Annotated in this window: 11 protein-coding genes; 5 read left to right on the plus strand and 6 right to left on the minus strand. The window is 64.2% G+C overall.

Features of this window, described 5'->3' with window-relative positions; all coding sequences use genetic code 11:
- Positions 1-6 precede the first annotated feature (6 nt).
- Positions 7-1,830, minus strand: a complete 1,824-nt coding sequence (gene glmS, locus QNO18_RS10645) for a glutamine--fructose-6-phosphate transaminase (isomerizing) (RefSeq protein ID WP_283177650.1) — start codon at positions 1,828-1,830, stop codon at positions 7-9.
- A 54-nt stretch (positions 1,831-1,884) separates the two neighbouring features.
- The gene (glmU, locus tag QNO18_RS10650) at positions 1,885-3,183 is read right to left on the minus strand and encodes a bifunctional UDP-N-acetylglucosamine diphosphorylase/glucosamine-1-phosphate N-acetyltransferase GlmU (RefSeq protein WP_349293856.1); all 1,299 of its coding nucleotides are present in this window, start codon (positions 3,181-3,183) and stop codon (positions 1,885-1,887) included.
- An 85-nt stretch (positions 3,184-3,268) separates the two neighbouring features.
- Here glmU and QNO18_RS10655 point away from each other — a divergent pair, with 85 nt between their 5' ends.
- Positions 3,269-4,003 (plus strand): HAD-IA family hydrolase, encoded by a 735-nt coding sequence (locus QNO18_RS10655; RefSeq protein WP_283177651.1) that lies wholly within the window; start codon positions 3,269-3,271, stop codon positions 4,001-4,003.
- Positions 4,004-4,227: 224 nt separating this feature from the next.
- On the opposite strand, the gene rpoH is transcribed toward QNO18_RS10655, so the two are convergent.
- Positions 4,228-5,124 (minus strand): RNA polymerase sigma factor RpoH, encoded by an 897-nt coding sequence (rpoH, locus tag QNO18_RS10660; protein ID WP_198837472.1) that lies wholly within the window; start codon positions 5,122-5,124, stop codon positions 4,228-4,230.
- A gap of 254 nt (positions 5,125-5,378) precedes the next feature.
- Between rpoH and QNO18_RS10665 the strand changes: the two genes are divergently transcribed.
- A complete protein-coding gene (locus tag QNO18_RS10665) occupies positions 5,379-6,146 on the plus strand; it encodes a CocE/NonD family hydrolase (protein WP_283177652.1) in 768 nt (255 codons plus the stop codon).
- A 35-nt stretch (positions 6,147-6,181) separates the two neighbouring features.
- Here the strand turns inward: QNO18_RS10665 and QNO18_RS10670 are convergent, their stop codons facing one another.
- Positions 6,182-6,517, minus strand: a complete 336-nt coding sequence (locus tag QNO18_RS10670) for a DUF6476 family protein (protein ID WP_283177653.1) — start codon at positions 6,515-6,517, stop codon at positions 6,182-6,184.
- A 52-nt stretch (positions 6,518-6,569) separates the two neighbouring features.
- Here QNO18_RS10670 and QNO18_RS10675 point away from each other — a divergent pair, with 52 nt between their 5' ends.
- Both QNO18_RS10675 and rnd read left to right on the plus strand, forming a co-directional pair.
- Positions 6,570-7,622, plus strand: a complete 1,053-nt coding sequence (locus QNO18_RS10675; protein WP_283178782.1) for an RluA family pseudouridine synthase — start codon at positions 6,570-6,572, stop codon at positions 7,620-7,622.
- 270 nt (positions 7,623-7,892) lie between these two features.
- Positions 7,893-9,050, plus strand: coding sequence for a ribonuclease D (rnd, locus tag QNO18_RS10680; RefSeq protein WP_283177654.1), 1,158 nt, complete (start codon positions 7,893-7,895; stop codon positions 9,048-9,050).
- 199 nt (positions 9,051-9,249) lie between these two features.
- On the opposite strand, the gene QNO18_RS10685 is transcribed toward rnd, so the two are convergent.
- On the minus strand, positions 9,250-9,702 hold the full coding sequence (locus tag QNO18_RS10685; protein WP_283177655.1) for a hypothetical protein: 453 nt from the start codon (positions 9,700-9,702) through the stop codon (positions 9,250-9,252).
- 152 nt (positions 9,703-9,854) lie between these two features.
- Between QNO18_RS10685 and QNO18_RS10690 the strand changes: the two genes are divergently transcribed.
- A complete protein-coding gene (locus QNO18_RS10690; protein WP_283177656.1) occupies positions 9,855-10,259 on the plus strand; it encodes a SufE family protein in 405 nt (134 codons plus the stop codon).
- A 13-nt stretch (positions 10,260-10,272) separates the two neighbouring features.
- Here the strand turns inward: QNO18_RS10690 and QNO18_RS10695 are convergent, their stop codons facing one another.
- Positions 10,273-12,066 (minus strand): aminopeptidase P family protein, encoded by a 1,794-nt coding sequence (locus QNO18_RS10695; protein WP_283178783.1) that lies wholly within the window; start codon positions 12,064-12,066, stop codon positions 10,273-10,275.
- Positions 12,067-12,096 lie beyond the last annotated feature (30 nt).

A 12,096-nucleotide genomic window follows, 5' to 3' on the forward strand; every position in this document is an offset into this window, starting at 1 on the left:
CGGCGCTTACTCGACCGTCACCGATTTCGCGAGGTTCCTCGGCTGGTCCACATCGGTGCCTTTCGCAATCGCGGTATGATAGGCCAGCAGCTGTGCCGGCACCGCATAGAGGATCGGCGCCCAGACCGGGTCGACTTCGGGCAGCGTCAGCTGCGCCCAGGTGCCCTGTCCGGCATGGGCAATGCCCGCCGCATCCGACAGCAAAAGCACCTTGCCATGCCGCGCCATCACCTCTTGCATATTCGACACCGTCTTGTCGAAGAGCGGGTCCGAGGGCGCCATCACGATCACCGGCACATTGGCATCAATCAGTGCGATGGGGCCGTGTTTCAGTTCGCCTGACGCATAACCTTCGGCGTGTATATAGCTGATTTCTTTCAGTTTAAGCGCACCTTCCAGTGCCATCGGATACATCGGCCCGCGCCCGAGGAAGAGAATGTCGCGGGCCTCTGCCAGCTCGTTCGACACTGTCGCGATCTGGTCTGACAGCGCCAGTGCCGCATTCAGCAGCCCCGGCAGATTGCGCAGGCTGACGATGCGCGCGGTCAGCTCCTCGCCCGTGATCCTGCCCCGGTCAGAGGCGGCCTTCAGCGCCATCAGCGCCAGCACCATCAGCTGGCAGGAAAACGCTTTCGTCGAGGCGACGCCGATCTCGGCGCCCGCAAGGATCGGCAGCACCAGATCGCTTTCGCGCGCGATGGACGAGGTCGGCACATTCACGACCGAGACCACCTGCGCCACCTTTTCCTTCACATAGCGCAAGGCGGCCAGGGTATCGGCGGTCTCGCCCGACTGGCTGACAAACAGCGCCATCGAGCGGTCGGAAAGCACCGGCTCGCGGTAGCGGAATTCAGACGCCACGTCGATTTCCGCCGGGATGCCGGCGATCTGCTCAAACCAGTATTTCGCGACATGGGTGGCGTAGCTTGCCGTGCCACAGGCCACCATCACCACCCGGTCGATATTGGTGAAATCGAGGCCCTCGGGCAGGTTCAGCGCCGGGCTGGCACTTGATCCGGTGTAATGGCGCAAAGCATCGGCCAGCACGACCGGCTGTTCGGCGATTTCCTTGGCCATGAAATGCTTGTAGCCGCCCTTTTCCACGCGCGTGGCGCCCAGCTGGATGCGGGTTTCCGCCCGGTTGGCACGCCGGCCTGCGGAGTCGAAAATCTCGGCACCTTTGCGGGTCAGCACCGCCCAGTCGCCCTCTTCGAGATAGGTGATGCGGTCGGTCATCGGCGCCAGCGCTATCGCATCTGATCCGACAAACATCTCGCCCTCGCCGCGCCCGATGGCGAGCGGGCTGCCCTTGCGGGCGCAGATGATCAGATCATCCTCGCCCTCAAACAGCATACAAAGCGCGAAGGCGCCCTCCAGCCGGGGCAGGGTCTCACGCGCGGCCTCGACGGGGGTTGCGCCCTTGTCCATGCTGCGTTTCAGCAGCAGCGCAACCGTCTCGGTATCGGTCTCGGATTCCTGGACATAGCTATCCGCCGCCAGCTCGCTGCGCAGCGCACGGAAATTCTCGATAATGCCGTTATGGACCACCGCCACACCGCCCGCACGGTGGGGATGCGCATTCACCACCGTCGCGGCGCCATGCGTCGCCCAGCGGGTATGGCCGATGCCGGATTTCCCCGCCAGCGGCTCATGCACCAGCAGATCCGAAAGATTGACCAGCTTGCCCACCGCGCGGCGGCGGTCCAGCCGCCCGCTGTTCACCGTGGCGATCCCGGCGGAATCGTAGCCGCGATATTCCAGCCGCTTCAGCCCCTCGACCAGCAGCGGCGCCACTTCGTTATTGCCCAGAACACCAACAATGCCACACATGGGATTATCCTCTGCTCTTCGCGGCTTTGATCGCGCGAAGTTTTTCCATCAGTTTCAGGCGAGACCGGGCTTGCTGACCTGTTTCGCGCGGCCCAGAGCCACGGCGCCGGCGGGCACATCTTCGGTGATCACCGAGCCCGATCCCGTCAGCGCGTCATCGCCCACCGTAACCGGTGCGACCAGCATCGTGTCTGATCCGATAAAGGCGCGTTTGCCGATCCGGGTGCGATGTTTCATCACGCCATCATAATTGCAGGTGACGGTGCCCGCACCGATATTGGTGAACTCGCCCACATCGGCATCGCCGATATAGGTCAGGTGGCCTACCTTGACGCCTTCATCGAGGATGGCGTTTTTGATCTCGACGAAATTGCCAACATGAACATCTTCCGCCAGCTCCGCACCCGGGCGCAGGCGCGCAAACGGCCCGACATCGGCCCCGCGCGAGACATGGCAGCCCTCGAGATGGCAAAAGCCTTTGATTTCCGCGCCGGATTCGATGGTGACACCGGGGCCGAACAGAACATTCGGGCCGATGATCGCGTCGCGGCCAATGATGGTGTCCAGCGCGAAGAACACGGTCTCGGGCGCGGTGAGCGTAACGCCGGTCTCCAGCGCCTCTGCCCTTGCACGGGCCTGGAAGGCGGCTTCGGCTGCGGCCAGTTGCGCGCGGGTATTGACGCCCAGCGTCTCGGCCTCGTCACAGACAACCACGGTGGCGGTGAGGCCTTTCGAGCGCGCGATCCCCACCACATCGGTGAGGTAATATTCGCCGCTGGCATTCGCATTGCCGATTTCCGCGATCAGCGCGAAGAGGTCTTTCGCCGAGGCGCAGATCACGCCCGAATTGCACAGGGTGACCGCGCGTTCGGCCTCGTTCGCGTCCTTATATTCGACGATGCGCTCGAGGCTGTCGCCTTCGGTGATCAGGCGGCCATAGCGGCCGGGATCTGCGGCCTGGAAGCCGAGCACCACCACGGCATTCCTTGCCCGCGCCTCAAGCATCGCCGCGAGCGTCTCCGCGCGGATGAAGGGGGTGTCGCCGTAAAGCACGATCACATCGCCCGGCTGGCCTTCAAGTGCTGCCCGGGCCTGGTCGACCGCATGGCCGGTGCCGTTCTGTTCCTCCTGGCGGGTGATCACCACATCAGGGTCGAATTTCAGTGCCGATGCCGCGACCTCATCGCCGCCATGTCCCACCACAACGATGGTCGCGACCGGAGACAGCGTGGCCCCGGCGGCCATCGCATGATGCAAAAGAGGTGCCGCCGCGACCTTATGCAGGACCTTCGGAAGATCCGAATTCATGCGCGAGCCCTGGCCTGCCGCCAGGATGATGAGCGAGACCTGCATTCTGCCCCTTCCTTTTGTTTAAGGGCCGTTCTACCGAAGCCGGGCAGGCCCGCCAAGGGGGGCGGCGGTCACAGAGGATTGCGGCATGTTGCAAGATCGGCTTTCACTCGGGAAAGCGCCGGAAGGCGCCCGCCGGCATGGAACGCGTGACGATGGCGCCTGCGTGGTCTTTGACCTGGACGGAACCCTCGCCGATACCAGCGCCGATCTGCTGGCAGCGGCCAATGCCTGTTTCACCGAAATGGGGGAAGGTGCGCCGCTGACATCAGCCGACAGTCTGACCGCGTTTCATGGCGGGCGGGCGATGCTGCGGCTTGGGTTCGGGCGGCTGGGGCGGGAGGTGCCGGAAGACGCGGCGATGGAGCGGCTCTATCCCGAGCTCTTGCGCCATTACCGTGCCGCGATTGCGGTGCAGACGCGGATGTATCCCGGCGCGGTCGAGACGGTGGAGGCGTTGCGCATGGCCGGCTATAAGGTTTCGGTTTGCACCAACAAGCCCTTCGCGCTGGCAGAAGAACTTTTGCGCCAGCTTGGAGTGCGCGATCTGTTCGGCGCGCTGGTGGGGGCGGATACACTCCCGGTGCGAAAGCCCGATCCGGCACCTTATCATCTGGCGGTGGAACAGGCGGGCGGGGTGGTGGCGCGCTCGCTTTTGATCGGGGATACCGAGACCGATCTGAGAACCTCGCGCGCGGTGGGGGTGCCTTCGGTTCTGGTGACATTCGGACCTGAGGGCGCGGGGATCGCGCGGCTGGCACCGGATGCGCTGCTTGATCGCTATGAGGATCTGCCGGGGATCGTGGCGCGGCTGATCGGGTAGAGGGGGCCAGCCCCCTCGCGGCTTTGCCGCTCACCCCCGGGATATTTAGGGACAGATGAAAGGCGGGAGGCGGGGCCGGCTTTTATGTTGCCGGAATGGGGGCGGGCTGTGGAAGATTGCCGACGAGCGCAGTCTTTTGGCAGGGGCGATCCTGGAGGGCTGCGTTTCAGGCAGAAAAAAGCCCGGCGCGGGGGCCGGGCCTTTGCTCAGTGCAAGGCCAGAGGTCAGGCGGGGATCGCCATGCCTTTGCCGCGGGCGAGATCGCGCATTTTCGCCTGCAGTTTCTCGAAGGCGCGGACCTCGATCTGGCGGATGCGTTCGCGCGAGACGCCGTAGCTTTCCGACAATTCCTCAAGCGTGACCGGCTCATCGGCGAGGCGGCGCTGCATCAGGATGTCTTTCTCGCGGTCATTCAGAACCGACATTGCCTCAGACAGCATCTCGCGGCGGGTGTCGAGCTCATCCTTTTCGGCATAGTCGCCGGCCTGATCGCTGTCTTCATCCTCGAGCCAGTCCTGCCACTGCGTGGCACCTTCGCCATCGCCGCCGATCTGAGCATTCAGCGAGGCGTCCGACCCCGAGAGGCGGCGGTTCATCTGAACCACTTCATCTTCGCTGACAGAGAGATCCTTTGCGATCTGGGCGAGGTTTTCGGGGCGCAGATCGCCTTCTTCCAGCGCGCCGACCTTGGCCTTGGCCTTGCGCAGGTTGAAGAACAGTTTTTTCTGTGCCGAGGTGGTGCCCATTTTCACAAGGCTCCAGGACCGCAGGATATATTCCTGGATCGAGGCGCGGATCCACCACATTGCATAGGTTGCCAGCCGGAAGCCTTTTTCCGGGTCGAACCGTTTGACCGCCTGCATCAGGCCGACATTGGCCTCGGAGATCACTTCGGCCTGCGGCAGGCCATAGCCGCGATAGCCCATGGCGATCTTGGCGGCGAGCCGCAGATGCGAGGTCACCAGCTGATGCGCCGATTTGCTGTCCTGGCGTTCCGTCCAGGCCTTGGCCAGCATATATTCCTGCTCGGGTTCGAGGAGCGGGAATTTGCGGATTTCCTGGAGATAGCGGTTCAGACCCTGTTCCGGGCTCGGTGCGGGAAGGTTGGTATAGGTGCTCATGCATTTGCCCCCTGTTTTCTCTTCCGGTGCCATCAGCCCCCGGAGGATGATTTGACTTATGATCCAGGGACCCTCCTTACAAGGGAGCGATCTGTGGAAGATGAACGTGAGATGGGGCGTTTGGATCCCGATAAAAAGAATTGTGTCGATCGGTTCACGGGAATGTCAGGGTGCGGGCGGGGGATGGTGTCGCGCGGCGCGCCGGGCCAGAACCAGGGTCAGAAAATCCCGGCAAAAGAGGAGGAGCCGTCAGAGTGGAAAAACCGCGCATGTCAAAGGTGATGCTGCCGGCAGGCGAGCCGGGGGTGGCGCTGGAGGTCGTTGTGGCACGGCCAACGCGGCCAGGGCCGTATCCGGTGATGGTGTTCAACCATGGCTCGACCGGCAGCGGGCAGAGCCCGGTCCTGTTCAGGCGCACGGTCAGCCCGGCGGTGATCAGCGGCTATTTCACCGCCCGGGGCTGGATGGTGGCCTTCCCACAGCGGCGCGGCCGTGGGAAATCGGGAGGGTGCTACGCGGAGGGGCTTGCCGCCGATGGCTCGGGCTATTCCTGTGAGGCAGAGGTTGCGCTAGCCGGGTTTGAGCGGGCGGTGGAGGACCTTGATGCGGTGATGCGCGGGCTGTCACAGTGGCCGGATATCGACCCCGGGCGGATGGTGACGGGCGGCGTATCGCGCGGCGGTATCCTCGCGATTGCATTTGCCGGGATGCGGCCAGGCCTGTTTCGTGGTGCGGTCAATTTCAATGGCGGCTGGCTGGGGCGGGCCTGTCCGGCGCTGGAACAGGTCAACCCGATGCTGTTCGCGCGCGGGGCCGGCGGGGCGCATGAGACGCTCTGGCTGCATGGCACTCAGGACCAGTATTACCGCATCACCCATTGCCGCAGCAATTTCGAGGCCTTTCGCGCCGCAGGCGGGCAGGGGCGGTTTTTCGCCCTGAAGGCCGGACATGCGGCTCTGTTCAAACCCGCGCTGTGGCAGCCGCATATGGATCACTATCTTGAGACGGTGGTGCCGGAGTGATCCTCTCGCCGCGTCTGACCACCATATGGCGCCGGTCAGGGGGCGGGCGTGACCTCGATCTCCTGGCGCAGGCTGCCATCCTGGTTGAAGATCAGGATGCGGCCCGCGCCTGTGACAACGCCGATCCAGTCCGGGCCGGGCACCACCGAGGCCGCGACCTCGCCCGCAGGCAGCTGCAAGGCGGCGGGCAGGGGCGCTGTTACCGCAGGCGTATCGGATAAAGGCGCGCGCAGGCGCGTGACAAGCAGCAGGGTCACGGTTATGACACCCGCGATCATGCTCAGCATCAGCACGATCACCAGCGCCTTCAGGAAACGCAGCGAGGGCGGCAGCGCAATTTCTTCCGCATTCTCCTTCGGGGCCTGAGCCATGACTGAACCTTTCACACCTGAATCTTTCCTCGACGACGACGATCATGCCGGTATGGCCCCGGAAGGCCCGGCTCAGGGCGGGCTGATTACCGTCACCCTCGGCCCGGATGCCGCGCCGCGCCTTGATAAGGCGCTCAGCGCCGCTGTGCCAGAGGAAGCGGCATTGTCGCGCTCAAGGCTCTCGCGTCTGATCGAGGCCGGCGCGGTGAGCCGCGCCGGGGTGGTGGTCACCGATCAGAAGGCGAAGACGGCATCAGGCGAGATCTGGGAGATCCGTATCGGCCCGGCCGAGCCCGTGGAAACCCTTGCCGAAGCGATTCCGCTGACGGTGATCTGGGAAGATGACGATCTGATCGTGATCGACAAGCCGGCAGGGATGGTGGTGCATCCGGCGCCGGGCACGCCCTCGGGCACCCTGGTCAATGCGCTTTTGCATTATTGCGGCGACCGCATTTCGGGGATCGGCGGCGAACGCCGCCCCGGCATCGTGCACCGGATCGACAAAGAAACCTCGGGGCTGATTGTCGCGGCGAAATCCGACCGGGCGCATCACGGGCTCGCGGCGCAGTTCGAGGCTCATACGGTCACGCGCCATTACCTCGCGATCTGCAACGGCGTACCGGAAGGGTCGGATCCGCGGCTGCGCGGCACGCGCGGTGTCAGTTTTGAACCCGGCGGCGTGATCCGGATCGCGACGAACCTCGCCCGACACCGCACCGACCGTCAGAAACAGGCGGTGACCTGGCCGCCCGAGGGCCGCCATGCCGTGACGCGCGCAAGGGTGGTCGAGGGGTTTTCAGGCCAGGCGGCCCTTGTCGAATGCTGGCTGGAGACCGGGCGCACGCATCAGATCCGCGTGCATCTGACCTGGGCGGGCCATGGGCTGATCGGCGATCCGACCTATGGCGGGCGGCGTAAACTGTCGGAGAAACTGCTGGGCGAGGCCGCGCAGGCCGCCGCCGCCTTTCCGCGCCAGGCGCTGCATGCGGCAAGCCTTGGCTTCAGCCATCCAGTGACGGGCGAGCGGCTGGAGTTCCGGTCAGAGCTGCCCGAAGATATGTCGGCATTGCTCGGGGCGCTGCGTGTGGCGGGCGCGCGCGGCTGAGGGCGGCTCCACGCCCCGAAAAAACCGGCGGTGGGGGGCGATGCTATTCCTCTTTCCAATCAGGTTTGCGACGATTAGAAAAAGGAAATTCCGGTTTCTTTCAGGTTTTGCGCCTGAGGCCTTCTCCCGGCCAGAGACTGACGCTTTGGCGCAGCATATGCGGCAAGAGCAGACTGACCGGGGCAAGTGGAACGCGGATCGAACTTCTGCGGCCGGACCCGTTCCTGTCATCAGATCACCGGCGGGACGCCCCCGCAAACGCGAGGACAGATGCGCACCATTACCACGACCGAAGAGCTTGCGTCATTTTGCGCAGCGGCCAAATCAGCCCCCTATGTCACCATCGACACAGAATTCCTGCGCGAGCGTACCTATTGGTCAAAGCTCTGCCTGATTCAGATGGCGCTACCGGGCAAGGACGGAGACGCGGTCCTCGTTGACCCGATCATCGGCGAAGAGATGTCGATGGAGCCGCTTTATGACCTCTTCCGCCATGAGGCGACGGTGAAGGTCTTCCATGCGGCGCGCCAGGATCTGGAGATCTTTTTCGTCGAAGGCGGTGTCTTCCCGGTGCCGCTGTTCGATACGCAAATCGCTGCCATGGTCTGCGGTTTCGGCGAGCAGGTCGGCTATGAAACGCTGGTCAGGAAAATCGCGCGGGCCAATCTCGACAAGACCTCGCGGTTCACCGACTGGTCGCGCCGGCCTTTGTCCGAGGCACAGAAGGAATATGCCCTGGCCGATGTCACCCATCTGAGGGTGATTTATGAATGGCTGGCGGCACAATTGCAAAAAAACGGCCGCGCCCCCTGGGTCGAGGAAGAGCTGGCTGTGCTGACCGATCCGGCCACCTATACGGTGCATCCGGATGAGGCCTGGAAGCGGATCAAGACCCGCACCTCATCCGGGCGGTTCCTGGCCATTGTGCGCGAACTGGCGAAATTCCGCGAGAGCTGGTCGCAGGGCCAGAACGTGCCGCGCTCGCGGGTGATGAAGGATGATGCGCTGCTGGAACTCGCCTCGACCCGTCCGACTTCGATGGAGGAACTCGGTCGCTCGCGGCTCCTGCTGCGCGAGGGCAGAAAGCCTGAGATTGCCGAGGGAATCCTCGCAGCGATCCAGGCCGGGATGGAAGCGCGGACCGAAGATCTGCCCAGGGTGGTGCAGCAACCCGATCAGCCGCAGACCAACGGCGCGCTGGCTGATCTGTTGCGGGTGCTGCTGAAAGCGAAATCCGAACAGCTGGGGGTAGCGCCCCGGCTTATCGCGGCCGCGTCGGATCTGGATGCAATTGCCGCAGGCAAGCGCGATGTCGAAGCGCTGAAAGGCTGGCGCGGCGAGGTTTTCGGTGACGAGGCACTGCGCCTGTGCAAAGGCGAGATCGCCCTGACCGCCAGAGGCACGGAAATCCGTACGATCCGGATCTGAGCAATCTTCTTCAAGCTTTGTTAGCTGGCTGACGAAGAAGGGGGGCTGTCTGCCCCCCGGTCCGCTGCGCGGCCCTCCCCCCGAGGATATTTAAGGACAGAAAATCAATGCTCTCTTCGCGGGAGGGGGCTATTTTCTGTCTCTAAATATCCCCGGGGGAGGCCGAAGGCCGTGGGGGCAGGCAGCCCCCATCCTCCATTCAGCGACCAGCGGAACGGGCGTCATTCGCGCCCTGGACAACGATCTTACGCACATTGGCAAGTTTGATATTCGACAGATGCAGCGCGACCGTCACCTCGCGCGAGCGTTGCGTATTGGCGGGCTGCGCCTTGAACGGGGGCGAGATGCGGAAATCCAGCACCAGGACACCTTCCGGCGTTACCGGTTGCGGCACCAGCGACGCCTCCCACCAGCCCTGGGTCGGCGTCAGCCCGGTCGCCCGGACGATTGCGCCCGAAGAGACCTGCTCGATTTTCATATCAAGCACCGTCTGGACCCGTTCGCGCTGGTCCTGAGGCGTCTCTTCGATCACCACCTTTTCCGCAGGCTCTGATGTCCCGAACCAGTTAAACGGGTTCAGCCGGCTGTCTCTCATTCCGCCACAGGCGGCTAGCGTCAGCAAAAGGCAAACAGCGGTCGCTTTGCGGATCATCCGTCACTCTCCATCATCCATCCCTTCGGTATCGCGAAAGTCGCGCTTTGAAAAGCCGCCGCAGCAGAACCTTGCCCGCATCGTTGTCCAATGAGCGCTCTGGACCTTGCCCGCGCACGCGGCTAGGCCAGTCGGGCAGAAGGAGAACCGCCATGGCCACGCCCGCATTCGAGGAAATTGCCGAGACCCTGGAATTCCTGGACGACTGGGAAGAGCGCTATCGCCATGTCATTGAGCTGGGCAAGGCGATGCCGGCACTGGATGCCAGTTTCCACGTTCCCGCCTATAAGGTCGAGGGCTGCGCGAGCCAGGTCTGGCTGCGCCCGCAGATCACCCCGGAGCGGTTCGATTTCCAGGGCGACTCGGATGCGATGATCGTCCGCGGGCTGATCGCCATCCTGCACGCGCTTTACGCGGGCCTCACGCCGGCCGAGGTGCTCAAAGTCGATGCGCTCGCGGAATTCGCGCGGATCGGGCTGAAGGAAAACCTCTCGGCGCAGCGCTCTAACGGGCTGCGCGCCATGGTGGAACGGATCCGCCTGCTTGCCGGCAGCTGATCAGCGCCGCGTATCAGAGCGGCGCACAGGCGGCTTTGAGCCATTCGCGGGTCGGTTCGGTGACGCGCGGCCCGATCAGCGCCAGCACCCTTGCGTGATAGTGGTCGAGCCAGGCGCGCTCCTCTGCTGACATCTGTGCCGCATGGATCAGCCTCCGGTCAAAGGGCGCCCAGGTCAGCGTGTCGAAACAAAGCTGGTCACGGTTGTCGCCAAGGGCAGGGGCCTCTGTCACCACGATCAGGTTTTCAAGCCGGATGCCGAAAGCCCCCTCGCGGTAATAGCCCGGCTCGTTCGAGAGGATCATCCCCGGCTCGAGCGGAACTTCCGAGATCCGCGAGATCCGCTGCGGCCCCTCATGCACCGAAAGAAACGCGCCGACCCCATGCCCGGTGCCGTGATTGTAATCGAGACCGCGCGTCCAGAGGAATTGCCGCGCCAGCGGGTCGAGGTCGCGTCCCGAAAGCCCGCGCGGCCAGCGCGCGGTCGAGACCGCGATCATGCCGCGCAGCACTGCTGTATAGCAATTGCGCGCCTCATTACCCGGATCGCCAATCGCGATGGTGCGGGTGATATCGGTGGTGCCATCCTTGTACTGCGCGCCGGAATCCACCAGCAGCAACTCGCCATGGCTCAAAGCGCGGTCGGTATCTTCCGTCACCCGGTAATGGATGATCGCGCCATCGGGGCCGGCGCCGCAGATCGTATCAAAACTGATATCATGCAGAAGATTGGTCGCACGGCGAAAGCTTTCCAGCGCTCCGACCACCGAGATCTCGGTAAGATCGCCGGGGGCATTGGCATCGAGCCAGCACAGAAACTCGCAAACCGCCGCACCGTCGCGCAGATGCGCTTCGGCGGTGGCCGCAATTTCGATCGCGTTCTTGCGCGCCTTCGGCAGAAGACAGGGGTCGGGACCTGCGCTGACCGCAATGCCAGCCTCCTCCAGCTCAGACCAGACCGCCAGCGGTGCAGATCCCGGATCAAGCCGCACCGGGCCGGAAAGCAGGCGCAGCGCCGGCGCGAAAGCGGCGGGTGGGCGCAACGTGACCTCTGGGCCCAGAATCGCCCGCAGCTCCGGATCAAACTTCGCGGGTTCCGCAAAGAGGCTGAGGCGGCCATCGGCAAAGATCACGGCGAAAGCCTGCACCACCGGATTGCGCGGCACATCGCCGCCCCGGATGTTCAGAAGCCAACAGATCGAATCGGGCAGGGTGATCACAGCCGCCGCCTCACCGCGCGCGGCCAGCGCCGCCCCGATCCGGTGGCGCTTGTCGGCGGCGCTTTCGCCGGCAAGCGCTTCAGGATGCGCGAAGGCTGCCACGCAGGGCGCGCCCGGCCGGTCGGCCCAGATCCGGTCGATCAGATTGTCACAGGGCCTGAGCGTCACAGCGCTGCCCTCAAGCGCGCGTTTCAGCCGGTGGATCTCATCGCGCGTATGCAGCCAGGGGTCAAAGCCAATCACGCCAGCAACAGCGGCGCCCCGGATCCACTCCCCGGCCTGGATTTCCGGCCAGGGAACCGGCGTGAAATGCCCCTGATCGACCTGATCCTTCACCTGGGTCCGATACCGCCCGTCGATGAAGACCCCGGCCCGATCCGTCAGCGCCACACAGAACCCGGCCGATCCGGTGAACCCCGTCAGCCAGGCCAGCCGCGCATCGCAATCGGCGACATATTCCCCCTGATGCGCATCGGCGCGCGGCACGATGAAGCCCGAAAGCCCCTCCGCCACCATCGCTTTGCGCAAAGCCGCCAGCCGCCCCGGCCCCTCTTCCGGCGAGGCCGGATTGTCGAAGCTCTGAAACATCGCGGAAGCCCTTTTCATCTGTCTCTAAAT

It is taken from the genome of Gemmobacter sp. 24YEA27 (genome assembly GCF_030052995.1).
Classification (GTDB): domain Bacteria; phylum Pseudomonadota; class Alphaproteobacteria; order Rhodobacterales; family Rhodobacteraceae; genus Pseudogemmobacter.

Excerpts from the sequence above, each read along its gene's own strand:
- rnd (WP_283177654.1), top strand. The coding sequence starts at position 7,893 with ATGCGCACCATTACCACGACCGAAGAGCTTGCGTCATTTTGCGCAGCG.
- QNO18_RS10685 (WP_283177655.1), bottom strand. The coding sequence starts at position 9,702 with ATGATCCGCAAAGCGACCGCTGTTTGCCTTTTGCTGACGCTAGCCGCC.
- glmS (WP_283177650.1), bottom strand. The coding sequence starts at position 1,830 with ATGTGTGGCATTGTTGGTGTTCTGGGCAATAACGAAGTGGCGCCGCTG.
- QNO18_RS10670 (WP_283177653.1), bottom strand. The coding sequence starts at position 6,517 with ATGGCTCAGGCCCCGAAGGAGAATGCGGAAGAAATTGCGCTGCCGCCC.
- QNO18_RS10695 (WP_283178783.1), bottom strand. The coding sequence starts at position 12,066 with ATGTTTCAGAGCTTCGACAATCCGGCCTCGCCGGAAGAGGGGCCGGGG.
- QNO18_RS10675 (WP_283178782.1), top strand. The coding sequence starts at position 6,570 with ATGGCCCCGGAAGGCCCGGCTCAGGGCGGGCTGATTACCGTCACCCTC.
- glmU (WP_349293856.1), bottom strand. The coding sequence starts at position 3,183 with ATGCAGGTCTCGCTCATCATCCTGGCGGCAGGCCAGGGCTCGCGCATG.
- rpoH (WP_198837472.1), bottom strand. The coding sequence starts at position 5,124 with ATGAGCACCTATACCAACCTTCCCGCACCGAGCCCGGAACAGGGTCTG.
- QNO18_RS10690 (WP_283177656.1), top strand. The coding sequence starts at position 9,855 with ATGGCCACGCCCGCATTCGAGGAAATTGCCGAGACCCTGGAATTCCTG.
- QNO18_RS10655 (WP_283177651.1), top strand. The coding sequence starts at position 3,269 with ATGTTGCAAGATCGGCTTTCACTCGGGAAAGCGCCGGAAGGCGCCCGC.